At 53.5% G+C, this 17,606-nt stretch carries 5 protein-coding genes; 1 reads left to right on the top strand and 4 read right to left on the bottom strand.

From position 1 onward, the window contains the following. Positions 1-193: 193 nt before the first annotated feature. Positions 194-934 (bottom strand): hypothetical protein, encoded by a 741-nt coding sequence (locus A587_RS0112190; protein ID WP_017217829.1) that lies wholly within the window; start codon positions 932-934, stop codon positions 194-196. Between the two features lie 407 nt (positions 935-1,341). Here A587_RS0112190 and A587_RS0112185 point away from each other — a divergent pair, with 407 nt between their 5' ends. Then, complete coding sequence (locus A587_RS0112185; protein WP_017217828.1) at positions 1,342-2,208, top strand: alpha/beta hydrolase; 867 nt, start codon at positions 1,342-1,344, stop codon at positions 2,206-2,208. Here A587_RS0112185 and A587_RS0112180 read toward each other — a convergent pair. The 3 genes from A587_RS0112180 to A587_RS24035 all read right to left on the bottom strand — a co-directional run bounded on the left by A587_RS0112180 (position 2,200) and on the right by A587_RS24035 (position 17,509). Next, entirely contained in the window at positions 2,200-3,375 is a 1,176-nt protein-coding gene (locus A587_RS0112180) for an alpha/beta hydrolase-fold protein (RefSeq protein WP_017217827.1), read from the bottom strand. The genes A587_RS0112185 and A587_RS0112180 overlap by 9 nt on opposite strands. Positions 3,376-3,497: 122 nt before the next feature. Continuing rightward, complete coding sequence (locus tag A587_RS0112175; RefSeq protein WP_026000981.1) at positions 3,498-4,331, bottom strand: DUF2306 domain-containing protein; 834 nt, start codon at positions 4,329-4,331, stop codon at positions 3,498-3,500. A 65-nt stretch (positions 4,332-4,396) separates the two neighbouring features. After that, entirely contained in the window at positions 4,397-17,509 is a 13,113-nt protein-coding gene (locus tag A587_RS24035) for a non-ribosomal peptide synthetase (RefSeq protein WP_051020069.1), read from the bottom strand. Positions 17,510-17,606: the final 97 nt, after the last annotated feature.

Raw genomic sequence — 17,606 nt, 5'->3', positions numbered from 1 at the left:
ACAATCTCCTTTTAACTTGCACAGGGTAAATGCCCACGAAGAGTGTAGTTGAAGATCCTTAGATATTTGCGCTTTATGTAATTTAATTGTTTTTTTATTTTAAGTAATGTGTAAAAACAACATTCTGTCTTTTCTCTACGATAAATAGAAAAAGGCCTTATCGGCCTTTATATATGTTTTGGTATTTGGTGAGTTACCAGTCGCCTGGGTCGCCGCCATCTGAGTCGCTGATCTCCTCGTAAGTACCGCCAGTGTCAATACTCAGCTGTTTAAGAAACTGAAATGTAGGGGTACTAGATACCGACTGAGATGCAGATGAAACATCTAATACATACATCTTATCTTTATTAGCTAGAATATTTTGCACTGTGCCTGTATAGATTGTGGCATTGAATTGCACAGGTGGTAGCTCAAACAGGTATTTAGAGGTTACGCTTGTTTGCCAATTTGAGCCGCCACAGCTAGAGGCTGGGCTGTCATTTTCGCCGCCATCAGTAGAACCATACACTCTTAACAGTGCACCATTAGCGGCTTCTGTTGAGTAGTTTGCTCTTAACTCATCAGCGCCATCACACATAGCTTGTGCAAGTGCAGTTAACCCTGAGCACCCTTCTGGATCTAGTTGATAGAGTGCCATCATTGCCGCATTGAAACCGACAAACCCGTTAGTTAGGGATTGAATTTGACCGCCACTAGCAAACGTTTTCACATTTAGCTGTTGGCCATTAATTGTGGCATCTAAAAAGAACTTTGATACTTTTTGCACTGCTTGTTGCTTTGAGAACGAACATCGGCTTTGTCCATCTGGGCGTAACGTGTTCATTGAACTACTGCGGTCTAGAAAAAGCACGCCATAAGATTCAGGCGCAGCGAGCGAATTGAAACTCGACATTGTGGTTGCCAAAACAATGGCAGATACTAAGATTTTCATCATCGTGAACTCCATCTCAAAAGATACCATTTGCATTATCTAATCGGAAAATCTCACAACAGCGACAAGATATTGTTCAAATGGTGTAAGAAGTATCTGGCTGTACTGCTGATGCAGATACATGATTTGCGCGAGTAAAAAAAATGAACTCAATTAGTTGCAAATTTGTTGCGCAGCGTAAGGGTAGGGTAGATTCTGATTTTATCCATTACACCACATTACAGCGATAATTTATTTTTTAAAACATAATCTTACATTTAGGTTTGACATGAAGTTTAGTATTTTCATGATGTTATGTTTAGCTGCCTGATATAATAGCGGTTGCGATTTAGTTTCTAAAAAATATACAGTAGGATGAAGTAAACAGTATTTAAAAGTACGAAATAATAAAAACAATGACAGGAAGTTTTATGAAGCGATATCTATTTTCTCTCTTAGGTTTAATCGCCAGCGTAGCTGTTGGTTGGAAGTTTACCCTGTATCAGTCTTATTACACTTCAGATTATGTTGATGTAGTGTTGTCTTCACAAGTGCTTAATGAGGATCGAAAGGTCTTTATTCGCCTCCCAAAAGGATATGACAAGGCACATAGTTATCCACTCATTATTCGTACCGACGGCAACTTTAATCTCGCGCGGTGGGATGAGGTACTAAGCAGCCTTGCCGAACAAGGTAGGGTAGAAGATGCAATTTTAGTGTCTATTCCCAATCAATTTTGGACTGAGACCCGCAACCGCGACTTAGTGCCGCCTTATGCTCGACAAGATGTTGCGATTGAGGCCCGTCCAGAGAGTGACAATGATCCTGCCATTTTTGGTCGTGCAGATCGTTTTTTGCAATTTGTTGAAAGCGAGCTGTTACCCTATTTAGAAGCTAACTACTCAATTAATGACAACCGTGTATTAAGCGGGTTCTCTGCTGGTGGAAGTTTTGTACTTTATACCATGGTGACTAAACCTGCGCTTTTTGATGGCTATTTTGCTTTTAGTCCTGCTGCGTGGTACGACGACTCAGTTGTCGTAAAAGAATTCGCAAAAAGCCTAGCCAATGTTCAAGGCAAACCTAAGTATATTTACCTCTCCATCGGCGGTGCTGAGAATGACATCATTACGGGGGCATTTCACGGTTTATTAGATGCACTTGAACAACATGCGCCTGCCAATGTGCGTTGGGGACACAGCATTAGCGAGGGCGCGGGGCATTCACAAAACCCAGTGGTTTCTGTGCCACTTGCGTTGAGTGAATATCATCACTTTAGAAAAAATCAGTTAATGTAAGCGTTGCAATGCTTTGATTTCAGAGAGCAAATGTTTTTGTTCGCTTTCACTTAGCCCTTTAAGCTTAAGCATGGCTTGGTAGGTCTTTAATAGTGATGGCTTATCTCCTTTTTGCTGATAAGCCATCGCCAATTGCTGCAGTGCATTGAGAGACTCTGAGTTGTGCTGGCTCACAAAGCTAAACAGGTTGATGGCCGCAGTGAAGTTACGTTCGAATAGGGCGGCATACCCGAGCGAAGTCAGCGCACTATAGGGGTAAGTCTTGAGTCCATATAGTGACTTAGCGATGGCGACATGATTTTCCAGCTGAGTAACACCGGCAGCAGCTACCTTCAAGGATGGCTGATAATGGTTAAAGAGGTGCTGCAGACCATGATAATAGCTCGGGTAGACGACGCTCATATGGGTTTCGCCACTAAAATGCTGTGCTTTGAAGTCAATGCCATTTGGCTTTCGCCAAGCATCATTAAGACGTTGAAATGGCTGTGTTATGATTGCGCTTTCGTCTGCCATGCTGATGTAGATACACTTGTTGATTAACGCTTTTGCCAGTAAGTCATTTAATAATCGCTCTTTATCCCACCAAAGGCTTGGACTTGCCAACATCACACCATTAAATAAATCGGGTTTTTCAAGTAGCGCATAGGTTGCAAACAGCCCACCGAATGAGTGTCCTGCTAACGCGCGATAGCTTGATGTGCGATAATGCTTGTCTACGTAAGGGATGAGTTCTTTGTCGATAAATTGCAGTAGCATTTCTGCACCGCCCGGATTTTGCTGCCGTGTTGGACCTGCAAAATGTCCCAGTACCGCAAGGCTGCCTTTGCGATAAGGCGGGGTCAGATCTCGAGTGCGGTGTTCGTTGGTCTCGATGGCAACAATGATAAGTTCCGGTATTTTATGTTGTTGTGCCAAGAAGCGAGCCGCTGAAGCGGTATGTCCAAGATTGCTCTGGCCATCAGTCAGATATAACACTGGATAGCTTGTATTGCCTTGCTCATAGCTTGGTGGTAGGACGATATGAACCGTTCTTTTTTGCGAAAAATAAGCGGAAGAAAGCTGCAGTGTCGAGTTCGGATCTGCTGAGTCACTAGCAACAGCGCTACCAATTGACAGCAATGTAAAAATAGCCACGATAACAATGTGAGTAACTAACCTAATTTGCATAACAGCTCGTTCCTTGCTTAAAAATCATCGCTAATTTAACACGAGTCAAAACGACAAGGAACGGGTTATATAGCAGCGCCTGGGAATTATTTGTGTTGTCACCTAACTGATTAAACCGTAATTTAACTAAAAAAGACGGCTGAAATGCGTGGCCACCACATCATGACAGCGGCCGCGCAGACGCCTATCGCGGTGATCATGAGACCTAAGCTCATCATCACCGCGATTATCCACACCGGTGCGCTGACGTTGGTTTGGCGTTTTGCCCAAAAGTAGAGTTCTGCGAGTACCATTGGTAGCAGATAGCAGGCAAACGAAATAAATATATCGACAGGGCCATCTAAGGTTGCGGTATTGCCATTGAAGCCTTGGTTGACCATGTACCAACCAAACAAATAAAGACGAAACGTCCATACCCCATTAACCAACAAAAAACTATGTGCGGCATAACGTTGATGTGCGGCGATATTTTTTTGTATGGCAGCGCGCCAAGCAAAAAATATCGCAATGGGAATTAATATACCGTTGAGTGTTATCCCAATGGCACCAACATCGCTTAGCCTAAGACCGGTTACCCAAGTGAGATATAATCCTGTGAGTGCGCCCGAAATACCGAGAATAAAAAATACGCGTCCGTTGTAGCGGTGAAAGCGTGGGAAGCGTTTTCGCACCGCAGGAATAAGCTGTAATAAACCGCTGGTGGCCAAAATCACAGCGGGTAAAACATGGCTAAAAAATACCTTGGCATCTTTTGTGTGTCCACTCGCCGGTGAAACCGTTGCACTTTGCTCTGTGAGTCCCACTATAAGCGGGATGGCATATAGACCGAAGATATAAACAGCAAACATCCATTGCCCGAGCAGTGCAACAGATATCCAGCTCTTTACGGCACCATTCAATACGCTAAAGGGACTAAAGAAAAGCCCAGTTGTTTTGGTTAGATTGAGGGAAGACAAAATACTTATCCTTATAAATCAATGAACTTGATATATAAAATGACAAGATTTGGCGATTGCAAACATTAATCCCGCTGAGTAAGTTTGGCTATCAAATCGGCCTGAACCGATGCGGCGCGGATGATCTGCTGGTGATCATCCTCTGTGTGGGTCGCCGTCACTGTGCTGCCCAGCAGGGTTTGATAGGCCGCCGTCGCTACCGGGTCGGCATCCGTTGACCACCAGGTGTGCGCCCGTTCGGTCACACCATCCAGAGTGTAATCCAGCTGATGTTCTGTTGGCGTCATTCGGGCCAGTCGATATAGCTCAAACCCGTCGGACAGCAGTTTGCCAAGCTCCTGCTGTGGCAGCAGTAGCAGCTCTTCGTTGAACAGTTCAGCAAAACGAGTGCGATGTGCCACCAGCCAGGTTGCCAGCGTATCTGCATCCTTCAGGTCTTGCTGTAAGGCGGCAGTGAGCTCAGCCACAAACGCCTGATGCAATGCGGCGTCGACCGATTGGGCTGCCCCACCAATCCACTCCAGCACCCAGTCGGACCAATTCAGCTGCGTCGCAGCAAAGTCGCTACATGGGTTCCAGCTGTCCACCAGATACACCTGACGCACGTTACGCCCCTGCGCTTTAAGCGTGCGGGCCACCAGTACTGCCAGTGCGCCACCCAGTGACCAGCCCATCAGATGGAAGGTCCCCTGCGGCTGCGCCGTCATCAGCGCCTCAGCGTAATGCCCGGCCAGGGCCGTCAGGCCATTAATGCCTGAGAGGTTCGCCGCCGGCGCCACCCCGACACAGTTAAACTGACCCGTGAGCTGCTCGGCCAGCGGTCGGTATGGTGCCGTCAGGCCATTGCCTTCATGGAAGCAATACAAGGTCTCGGCATTGTCCGTGTGCGGGTTCAGCGGCTGCAATACGGAGTTATCGGCGTTTTGCATAGTCGCGACCAGCGCCGCCAAATCACTCGCCTGCCACAGTTGCTTCAGTGCCAGCGGCTGCTCACTGCGCTGCTGCCACAGGCTGATCACTTTCAGCCCGGAGATGGAGTCGCCGCCCAGCGCAAAGAAATTATCCCGACGCCCGACCTGCGCCACGCCCAGCACCGTTTGCCAGATCTCGGCCATCAGGGCTTCTGTTTGATTATGTGGCGCGACATAACTGACTTCACTTTGCAACTCGGCCTTAGGCAGTGCCTTACGGTCTATTTTGCCATTGCTGTTGAGCGGCAAATCGCTGAGTGCCATGATCACCGCTGGCACCATGTAGTCCGGCAGACTGGCCGTCAGCATGGCTTTGAGTGCGGCTTCATCGGGTAGTTCGCCCTGATGACCACTGACATACGCCACCAGACGCTTGCCACTGGGGGTGTCATCCGCGACGACCACGGCCTGACGTACTTCAGGGCGCTTGCGCAGCAGGGTTTCGATTTCGCCCAGCTCAATCCTGAAACCGCGAATTTTCACCTGATGATCGGTCCGGCCCAGGTATTCCATCAGCCCCTGCTCGTTCCAGCGCACCAGGTCACCGGTACGATATAAGCGACTGCCATCATTGGCGAACGGGTTAGCCACAAAGCGCTCGGCGGTTAAATCCGGACGGTTCAGATAACCCCGTGCCAGGCCAATCTCTTCGGCCAGATATAGCTCGCCCACCTGTCCCGGCAACACCAGATTAAGATGACTGTCGAGTAGCCAGGCCTGACGCTGGCCAACCAGTTCACCAATCGGCGCATAGACCGCATCAAACTCGCTGCCCGGCAGGGCTTTCCAGGTCAGTGGCGTGACCACAGTTTCGGTCGGACCGTAACCATTGATAAAGAAGTCAGGTTTTAATACCCGCTGGGCCAGCTCAAAGGTGGCCTGTGGCATCGCATCGCCACCAAAACAGTAGACCCGGACCGGCGGCGGGTTGCCGACCTGCTCGACATGGGCTGCCAGCTCACGCAGGAACACCGGCGGGAAGACAGCAATAGACACCCGCTGCTGATGCAGATTCTGATAGGTTTCGTGTAAGTCCCACTGACGTTCTGGGCGGATCACCACGGCCGCGCCATGGGTCAGCACCGTCAGCCAGCGCTCATGTGCACCGTCGAAACAGAACGACATAAAGATCAGCTCGCGATCACTTGGGCGCATTTCATAGCGGCGACCAATGCCGCGGCAATGCGCCGCGATAGACGCCCGGCTGACCAGCACGCCTTTAGGATTACCTGTCGAGCCCGAAGTGTAGATCAGATACGCGCCCTGCGCCGGACACACCGCCGGCTGCTGCCATTGTTCGCTCAGTTCAATGTCGGCAAAAGGGTGTAACGTGGCTGAACCGGCAATGTCATCCAGGCTGTTGTCGCTGGTCAGGATATGGGCCATCTGACTGTCCTTGATCATGTAGGCCAGACGTTCCTGCGGATAACTCAGATCCATCGGTACATACACAGCGCCGGCTTTGAGAATGGCCAAAAATGCCAGCGGTAAATCAATCCCTCGCGCCAATGCCACACCGACGCGCTGTTCAGGCTTCACACCCTGTTCGCGCAGGTAATGGGCCAGCTGACTGGACTTGTCGGCCAGCACTTTGTAGCTGTAGCTGCGCCCGTCGCAGATCACCGCCTCGGCATCTGGCGTCAGCTCCGCCAGGCGGTTGATTGTTGACACCACATCCTGATATTGCGTCGCACCGAGCTGTGGTACTTCACCACCCGGCAGATAAATTGGCTCCACCGCGCCCGAGTGCAGCGGCGTGATAGACTCACCAAAGCCCAGCCCCTGCAAGGTCTGCTGCTGTGTCTCGCTGACCAGTGAAAACTCAGACAAACGCGCCTGCGGTGTCTGCAACATAGCCAGGATCAGCGTTTTATACTGCGCGGCCAGTGCTTTTACATCGGCTTCGGCCAGCTCACTTCCCTGATAGCTGAAGTGCAATCTTAGCGTCTCTTCCTGAATAAAGCTGATGGTCAGCGGGAAGTTGGTTTCTTCGCGATCTTCCAGGACTTCAAAACGGGTCTGACGAGACTCCTGTTGTAACATCGCCTCATCAATGGGGTAGTTTTCGAATACCAACAGGGTATCGAACAAGCCCTCTCGGCTGAGTTCCAGTGACTGTGCTGCCAGCTTCTGAATGTCGTACAGCGGCGTAAACTCATGCTCACGCACCGCCAGCGCCGTCTGCTGCTGTGCCTGAAGCCAGTCATTCAGCGACTGAGCCGGATCCACTGAAGTGACCATAGGTACGGTATTGATAAACATGCCCTGGATGGCGTCATGACCGGCCAAATCGTTTGGACGACCCGAGGTTGTGGCACCGAAGCACACCGTATCGCGACCCAGATAACGGCTCAGCAGCAGCGCCCAGGCGCCCTGCACCAGGGTATTCTGGGTAATGCGATGGTCCTGACAAAAAGCCACCAGCTGGGCAAATTCAGCGTCCGACAGGTGCACATCAAAGCCACCAAACTGGCCGCTCTGAGGCTTGTTCAGGGTGCCGCTCAGGTAACTGGGCTCTTCCAGTGGCGCCAGTTGTTGCTGCCAGAAGGCGCGATTTTGCGCCTCATCCAGTTGCGCCAGGTAAGCGATATAATCGCCATACTGACCCGCCACCGGCGGTAAAGTTTGCCCTTCGTAGGCCATCAACACTTCACCCAGCATGGCGGCGCGGCTCCAGCCATCGGTGAGAATGTGGTGCATGGTCCAGACCAAAGCATGACGACCGTCTGACAGCTCGATAATGCGCATTCTGCTCAGGCCCGGTTCGCCTTGCAGATCAAAGCCGCGACGCGACTCTTGTCTGGCAAACGCTTTCAATTCTACCTCAGAGACCGCCCGATCACGCCAGTCCAGCACCTGCCAGTCAAGCTCGGTTGAACTGGCAACATATTGCAACGAGATACCGTCGACATCGACAAATCCGGTCCGCAGCGCGTCGTGGCGATCCACCACCTGCTGCCAGGCGGCTTTAAAGCGGGCCACATCCAGACCCGTAACCATAAAGCAGCTTTGGTTAACATAGGTTTCGCCCCCCTGATAGAGGCTCTGGAACAGCATGCCCTGCTGCATCGGCGACAAAGGATATAACGTACTGACGTGCTCGAGTGCCAGCGGTAGGTTGTCGATTTGTGCCTGGCTCAGCCCGCTAAGTGGCAGATCAGACGGCGTAAAGGTCGCCTCAGCCACTGCGCACTGAGCCACCACTTCTTCCAACGCACCTTGCAGATGCGCGGTGAAGATCTCCACCTGCTGTGCAGGCAGGCGTTGCGGCGCATAGCGAACCAGTACCTGTAACTGACCTTCAGTGACTTGCGCGGTGATCGACAGCTCTGTGTCCATTTCATAGTTCGGATCCCAGGCCGTGCCGGTGGACTCAGTAGCAGGTCGCCAGTCGGCTTCTTTGCTGGCCACGTTGTCGAGCTGGCCGAGATAGTTAAACTCGATTTCAGCGGGCGTCTGAGCCGCCAGTTCGCTGCGCTGCGAGGCACTGCCGTAGTAGCGGAAAGCACCATAACCTATGCCTTTGTTCGGGATGCCGCGCAACTGCTCTTTGTTGTACTTTATGGTGTCGGACAACTCGGGAAGACGCGTCAACAACACCGGGAACAGGCTGGTGAACCAGCCCACAGTGCGACTCAGGTCGACCTCATCATTCCATGGCTCACGGCCATGTCCTTCCAGGTTGATCTGATGCTCAGTTTGCGCGGTCCAGCGGTATAAGGCCTCGCTCAGTGCGCTGAGTAACAGGTCATTGACCTGAGTGCGGTAAGTCTGCCCCGCCTGGGTTAGCAGTGCCGTAGTCGTTGCCGTATCGAGTGTCAGGGTAGCAATATCCGCGGCCTGATACTGGCGACTGCCCGCCGGGTTCAGTTCAGGGAAACGGGTCTGCGGCGTCGCCATCTCCTGCCAGTAGGCATATTCAGCCGGATGCGTCGAGGCATAGCTTTGGATCTGCTGTGCCCAGAACTGATAGCTGTGACTTTTTGCCCCCAGCTGTGCCTGTTCCGATTGCCATAAGGTGGTCAAATCTTCCAGCAAGATGCGCCAGGAAACCCCATCGACCGCCAGGTGGTGGATCACCAGTAATAAGCGCGCAGTGCCGTCGTCAAGACTCACATGTACCACGCGCAGCAGCGGGCCATTTTCCAGATCCAGACTGCGCTGCGCCTGCTCGGCAATGTCAGTCAGTTCGCTGATTGAGGCACGCTGATACCAGGTGCTTTGCGCCGCCATATCGGCACTGACATCGCGATAACTTTGTTGCCATTGTCCTGCTGCATCACGAATAAAACGCAGTCTCAGCGCGTCGTGCTGGGTCAGCAATGCAGCCACCTGTTGTGTCAGCTGCTCGGCAGTCAGCGGCGTCGCCAGCTCCAGCATCACCGCCTGGTTCCAGTGCTGGTAATGCGTCATGTTGCGCTCAAAGAAGGCCTGCTGAATTGGCAGCAGTGCCACCTGGCCACTGACATTTTGCTGTGGCAAAGCATCCGCAGTGTGCTCCGTCATCACTGGCGCCAGTCTGGCCACCGTTTGCAATTCAAACAGCTGTTTCGCCGTCACGGAGAAACCGCCCTGACGCAGCCGGGCAATGATCTGTAAACTCAAAATGGAGTCGCCACCCAGCGCGAAGAAGTTGTCATCCCGGCCAACCTGAGCAACACCCAGCACACTTTGCCAGCTTTCAGCCAGCAATTGCTCGGCCTTGCCCTGCGGCGCAACATATTGCACGGCACTGTTCAGCTCTGGTTTTGGCAGTGCTTTTCGGTCGATTTTGCCATTGCTGTTCAGCGGTAACGTATCCAGCACCATGATCACGGCCGGCACCATATACTCTGGCAGTTGGGCTGCCAGCTCTGCTTTAAGCGCGTCGACCGCCAGTTCGACGTCCGCTTCGCCCGACACATAGCCTACCAGACGCTGCGTCGCGCCGTCGCGGTCGGCCACTATGACCGCTTCCCGGACACCATCTATGGCGTACAAGGCCGCCTCAATTTCGCCCAGCTCAATTCGGAAACCACGAATTTTCACCTGATGGTCGGTCCGGCCAAGATAGTCCAGCAGGCCTTCGCTGTTCCAGCACACTAAGTCGCCACTGCGATACATGCGGCTGCCATCATTCATAAACGGGTCGGCCACAAAGCGCTCGGCGCTCAGATCAGCACGGTTAACATACCCCCGTGCCAGACCCGTACCGGCAATATAAAGTTCGCCAGCCACGCCCGGCGGACACAGGTTCAGTGCCCGATCCAGTACATACAAACGGATCCCCGCAATCGGCGCCCCAATCGGCACCGGCAGTGCCGGGTCGCCGTGACAGGTAAAGTGACTGACATCCACCGCCGCTTCGGTCGGACCATATAAGTTATACAGCTTGGCCAGTGGCAATTTACTCAGCGCCTGCGCCTGTACTTCACTGGGCAGGGCTTCACCACTACATAAAATACGGCGAATGCTGGTTGCGGTATGCACAGCCTCATGGCCAATAAACGCCTGCAGCATTGAGGGTACGAAGTGCAAAGTAGTGACGCCAAAGTGATTAATGGTGTCGAGCAGCTGGGCGCTGTCTTTGTGGGCCCCCGGCTGGGCAATCACCAGCTCAGCGCCGTACATTAACGGCCAGAAATACTCCCACACCGACACGTCAAACCCGAAGGGGGTTTTTTGCAGCACTTTGTCGTCTGCGCCAATCGGATAGGCCGACTGCTGCCAGGCGATACGGTTGTATATCGCGCTGTGCTGGTTCCCCACGCCTTTGGGCTTGCCGGTCGAACCAGAGGTGTAAATCACATAGGCCAGCTGGTTTGCCGGTATGTCGTGCCCAGGTAACTGCGAGGGATAGTCCGCCAGTGACAAACTTTGATAGGTAACGCGCTCAGCCAAATCGCCCAGGCCGTCCAGACGCGCCAGAGAGTCATCGCCTAAGAACAACGATAGGCCACTGTTGCTGGCGATATAAGCGATACGCTCCAAGGGCAATGACGGCTCTAATGGTACGTAAGCCGCACCGGCCTTCACCACTGCCAGAATGCTTGTCACCATTTCCAGGCTGCGCTCGAACACCAGCGCGACTTTGTCTTCTGCCCCAATGCCACGGGCATTCAGGCAATGGGCCAGTTGGTTCGAGGCCAGCTCCAGCTCAGCGTAAGTCATGCTCTGCTGGGCAAAGCGTAGTGCCACCGCCTCGGGCGTGCGTGCACTTTGTTCGCTGATCAGCGTCGTGATCGGGCGCTGATAGTCGAACGCCGGGGTGCCTGTACCGATGTCCAGCAAGGCGCTGCACTGCGACGCGTCCTGCAACTGCAACAAGGACGCTAGCGGAGCCTGTGCAGCGTCCATCATAGTCAACAGCAGGGTTTTAAACTGAGTCGCCAGCGCTCGGATATCCGCTTCGGCCAGCACGCTGCCCTGATAGCTGAAGTGCAGCTTCAGAGTCTGCTCCTGGATAAAGCTGATGGTAAGCGGGAAATTGGTCTCCTCACGGGCATCACGCACCGTAAACTCAGTTGCCTGCTCGTCCTGCGGCAATGCTGTCGTGATTGGATAGTTTTCAAAGACTAATAAGGTATCGAACAGCCCGTGTTGGTCCAGAGTCAGGTGCTTCGCCTGCTTCTGGATCTCATACAACGGCGTAAACTCATGCTCTCGCCCGGCCAGGTTGGTCCCCTGCAAGGTCTGTAACCACTGCGCCAGGGTCACTTCAGGCGCTACTTCAACCACCACGGGCATGGTATTAATAAACATTCCCTGAATGCTTTCATGGCCCGCCAGCTCGGTTGGACGACCCGAAGTTGTGGCACCAAAACACACCGCTTCACGGCCCAGATAACGGCTCAGCAAGAGCGCCCAGGCGCCCTGCATCAGGGTATTCGCAGTCAGGTGATGCTGTCGTGCAAAAGCATTCAGCGCGGTATTTTGCGCTTCATCCAACTGCACGTCCAAAGCCGCATGTGCGCCGCTTTGTGGGGCCTTAAACGCGCCACTGAGGTAGCAGGGCTCTTCCAGCATGCCAGTCTGCGTTTGCCAGTAAGCCAGGTTTGCCACTACGTCCTGTTGCTCAAGGTAAGCAATATAATCGCCATACTGGGCATGCGGTTCGGCCAGTGTCTCGCCGTCATACATACGCAGCACTTCGCCCATCAGAGCAGCACAGCTCCAGCCATCGGTTAAGATATGATGAATCGTCCAGACAAAGGCGTGGCGCTGTGGCGCCAGCTGTATCAGTGTAAAGCGCTGCAATCCGCTCTCGGCATCCATCGCAAAGCCCTGCTGGCGATGCGATACGCTCAGCTCAGCCAGCTGACGTTGCTGCTGCGCGCTATCGAGGTGCTGCCAGTCCAGAGTTTCCCATATCGGCTGCACGGTTTTGCGCACAAATTGCAGTGGTCGGGGGTCCAGACTCAAAAAGCCACTGCGTAAGGCATCATGACGGGCGATTGCATTCAGCCAGGCGGCTTTAAAACGTGCGACATCTAATCGCTTGATCTCTAAACTGGTTTGATTGACATAGGCCTCACCTTCCTCCACCAGACTGTGGAACAGCATACCTTGCTGCATCGGTGACAAGGGGTATAAATCGCTGAGCTCAGCGGTGTCGAGAGGCAGCTGGTCCAGCTGTTGCTGATCCAACCCGCTCAGCGGTACATCACTGGGCGTCAGACAGCCATGAGTATCGCAACAATGCGCAACCAGCTGTGTCAGCGCCTCATGCAGATGCGCTGCAAAGGCTTGCATATCGGCTTCATCAATACGCTCACGGCCATAGCTGATAGTCAGCTGCAAGGCCCCGTCACTGACCTGGCCATTGATGCTCAACTCACTGTGTGGCTCATAGTCCGGGCTGAAGGACGCGCCACTGTGCTCACTGGCGAGACGCCAGGGCGCATCGCCCTGGTTAAGCGTGTTGTCGAGCTGACCCAGATAGTTAAATTCAATCTGACCCAGAGGCTGAGTAGCTAACGTCGCCTGTGCTTGCGACTCACCAAAGTATTTCAAAGCACCATACCCGATGCCTTTATTCGGCACACTTCTGAGGTGCTCTTTGGTATGCTTAATGGTCTCTGACAGCGCATTTAAACGTGTCAGATGAACCGGATATAAGGTAGTAAACCAGCCAACACTGCGGCTGAGATCGGTGTGTGCATCCCAGGGTTCGCGGCCATGGCCTTCGAGGTTGATCACTGTCTCCTGCTGACCCGTCCACTGATAGACGGCTTCACTCAGCGCACTTAACAGCAGTTCATTGACCACAGTGCGATAAGGCTTGCCTGCCTGTTGCAGCAGACGCTCAGTGGTGGACTGTTCCAGCGTCACACGCACTTCGGCACTGTCCGCCAGGCGTCGGCTTCCCGCTGGGTTTAACCCCGGAATAGTCAGCGCTGATGACTGTTGTTGTGTCCAGAATGCCAGTTCCTGCGAATTCAGGCTGGCGTAGTCCGCTATCTGCTCAGCCCAGTACTGATAGCTGTGGCTCTTGCTGGCAAACTCGCAAGCCTGCTGTTGCTGCGCTTGTGCATAACCGCGCGCCAGGTCATCCAGCAACACTCGCCAGGAAACGCCATCAACTGCCAGGTGGTGGATCACCAGTAATAAGCGTGCAGTGCCGTCGTCAAGCGTCATATGGACCACTCGCGCCAGTTCACCGGTATGAATATTCAGGCTGCGCTGCGCCTGCTCAGCCATCGATGTGATCTCTGCATTTGTGACGTTGCGCTCCCAGACACTGGCCACGGCACGCTCCGCGTCAAAAGGCTGGTAGCGCTGCTGCCACTGCCCTGCCTCGTTTTGGCTAAAGCACAGGCGTAATGCATCATGATGTGCAACCAGGGCTGACCAGACCTGCTGTAGTGCCGCGCCATTCAGCGGGGCGGCCAGCGTCAGTAGCAGCGCCTGGTTATAATGGTTTTTGTCGCTCAGGCTGGTCGCCAAGAACTGCTGCTGAATGGGTAACAGTGTTACCTCACCACTGACTTGCTGCGCAATCCGCTGGCTGGCAGGCAGCTCAGTCAATGCCGGAGCCAGGCGGGCAATGGTGTGCAGTTCAAAAATTTGTTTCGGGGTCACCACCAGGTCGTGCTCGCGCAAACCACTGACGATTTGCAGACTCAAAATAGAATCGCCCCCGAGTTCAAAGAAGTTGTCCAGCCGTCCTATCTGCTCCTGACCCAGCACTTTTTGCCATACCTGTGCCAGTGCCAGTTCTCGCTCACCCTGTGGCGCTTCGTACGCCACGCTCGATTCATGACTGGGTTTTGGCAGTGCTTTTCGGTCGATTTTGCCATTGCTGTTCAGCGGCAAAGTATCCAGCACCATGATCACGGCCGGCACCATATATTCCGGAAGCTGGGCTGCCAGTTCTGCTTTTAGCGCGTCGACCGCCAGTTCGACGTCCGCTTCGCCCGATACATAGCCTACCAGACGCTGCGTCGCGCCATCACGGTCGGCCACTATCACGGCTTCCCGAACACCATCTATGGCGTACAAGGCGGCCTCAATTTCGCCCAGCTCAATGCGGAAACCACGAATTTTTACCTGATGGTCGGTCCGGCCAAGATAGTCCAGCTGGCCTTCGCTGTTCCAGCACACTAAGTCGCCACTGCGATACATGCGGCTGCCATCATTCATAAAGGGGTCGGCCACAAAGCGCTCGGCGCTCAGGTCGGCACGGTTAACGTATCCCCGTGCCAGACCCGTACCGGCAATATAAAGCTCACCGGCCACGCCCGGCGGACACAGGTTCAGTGCCCGGTCGAGTACATACAAACGGATCCCCGCAATCGGCGCCCCAATCGGTACCGGCAACGCCGGGTCACCGTGACAGGTAAAGTGACTGACATCCACCGCCGCTTCGGTCGGACCGTACAAGTTATACAGCTTGGCCTGGGGCAATTTGCTCAGCGCCTGCGCCTGTACCTCACTCGGCAAGGCTTCACCACTACATAAAATACGGCGAATGCTGGTTGCGGTATGCACAGCCTCATGGCCAATAAACGCCTGCAGCATTGAGGGTACAAAGTGCAAGGTGGTCACGCCAAAGTGATTGATGGTGTCGAGCAGCTGAGTGCTGTCTTTGTGGGCCCCCGGCTGGGCAATCACCAGCTCCGCACCGTACATACGGCCAGAAAAACTCCCACACCGACACGTCAAACCCGAAGGGGGTTTTTTGCAGCACTTTGTCGTCTGCGCCAATCGGATAGGCCGACTGCTGCCAGGCAATACGGTTGTATATCGCGCTGTGCTGATTACAACGCCTTTAGGCTTGCCGGTCGAACCTGAGGTGTAAATCACATAGGCCAGCTGAGTTGCCGGGATGTCGTGCTCAGGTAACTGCGAGGGATAATCCGTCAGTGACAAACTTTGATAGGTGACGCGCTCAGCCAAATCGCTCAGGCTATCCAGACGCGCCAGAGAGTCATCGCCTAAGAACAACGATAAACCGCTGTTGCTGGCGATATAAGCGATACGCTCCAAGGGCAGCGACGGCTCTAATGGTACGTAAGCCGCACCGGCCTTGACCACTGCCAGAATACTTATCACCATTTCCAGGCTGCGCTCGAACACCAGCGCCACTTTGTCTTCTGCCCCAATGCCCCGGGTATTCAGGCAGTGGGCCAGTTGGTTCGAGGCCTGCTCCAGCTCAGCGTAAGTCATGCTCTGCTGGGCAAAGCGTAGCGCCACCGCCTCGGGCGTGCGCGCACTTTGTTCACTGATCAATGTGGTGATTGGACGCTGGTAGTCAAACGCCGGGGTGCCCGTGCCGATGTCCAGCAAGGCCTGAGTTTGTGTATTTTGTAGCAAGGAAACATTATTAATGGGCTGATCCGGGTCACTCAAACAGGTATCCAGTAAAGTGACCAGCTGTGTCAGACATTGCACCGCAAAATCCGCATCATATAACTCACTGGCAAACACCAGATTCAGGCTGGTGCCATCGGTAATGTCTTCAATCACATCCAGTTGCAAGTCAAACGGCATACCAAAGCGGTACATTTGCGTGCCAGACAGACTCAGTGACTCAAGCTGGCTAAAGTTACGCTTGTCACGGCGCAGGTAGTTAAACATCACCTGGAAAACCGGATGCACACCACGCTGTCGCGCGGGCTTTATCGCTTCAATCAGCTTGTCGATCGGTAAGTCCTGGTTACTCTGTGCTACCCGGCTCATTGCCGTATTCTTCGCCAGTAATTGCTGGAAGCTGTCGCTGTCATCCACCTGGATTGGCATCACCTGAGTATTAACAAAATAGCCCACCACGTTTTGCGTTTCGCTGCGGTGACGATTAGCTATGGGTACACCGACCCGAATATGCTGCCCACCACTGAGCCGGGCCAGCAAGGTTTGCCATGCTGTTAGTAAAATCAGATACGGGGTAATTTGATATTGCGTTGCCAGCGCGCTGATCCTTTGCCACAGCGCCCCAGGCACCGGGCGGGTTTCAAAGCCAACCTGATAATTCAGGTCATGGCGCTGGTGGTCGCGGGCCGGCAGCCTGAGGGTGTCATCGGTCTCCACTAAGTGTGGCAACCAGTTTGCCAGTTGTGTGGCAAATAACTCGGAGCGCTCCTGCTGTTGTTCCCATTTGGCAAATTCTAAAAAGCCTGGCACCGGCGTCCGATCGGCCGTGCCTTGTGCACCATACAGTGCAACAAACTCATCCAGCAGTTGCTGCATCGAGGTACCATCGGTAATGATGTGATGCATAGTCACGATCAGGCTGGTCTGCGTCCCCCGGGTGGCAATCGCAATGCGCAGTAAAGGCGCCTGGCACAAATCGAACGGCTGCTCCACAAAGGCACGGATCGGGTCGTCCGGCTGCTCGTTATGCACCGTCAGTTCAGTCACGTCCAGTTGTTGATATTGACCATCAATCTGATAGACCTGCTCAGCGGCTTCAACAAATCGAATACGCAAACCAGAGTGTTTCGCCAGCAGCACTTCGAATGCCTGCTTAACGCGCAATGACTGCAGTTGGCCATCAAAATGCAAGGCACCAGCCAGGTTATAAGACGCATCAGCCGGGTCCATTTTCCAGGCATACCATAAAATCTGCTGCGCGGCAGTCAGTGGCACCTGTTCACCGGGGGCCACGCTCATCGTCAGCTGGCCGGTCGTTTCCGAGGCCTCTGCAATACGGGCCTGCAGGCGTTGTTGATCTTCACTAGAGAGGGACGAAATGGCGCGATTTCTTCTGGTACGTCTTTGCTGTGACATTCTGGCTCCACTGCAGTCAGCTAAATTGGGATTCTAAAATATGACTGCAAGACGAATGTCGGTGGTAAAAATCCACCTCTGGGAGGAAATTTTTCCA

It is taken from the genome of Pseudoalteromonas sp. NJ631 (assembly GCF_000276645.1).
GTDB classification, from domain to species: domain Bacteria; phylum Pseudomonadota; class Gammaproteobacteria; order Enterobacterales; family Alteromonadaceae; genus Pseudoalteromonas; species Pseudoalteromonas piscicida.
Note: the sequence above shows the minus strand (reverse complement) of the source record. Positions and strands in the feature narration are given on the sequence as shown.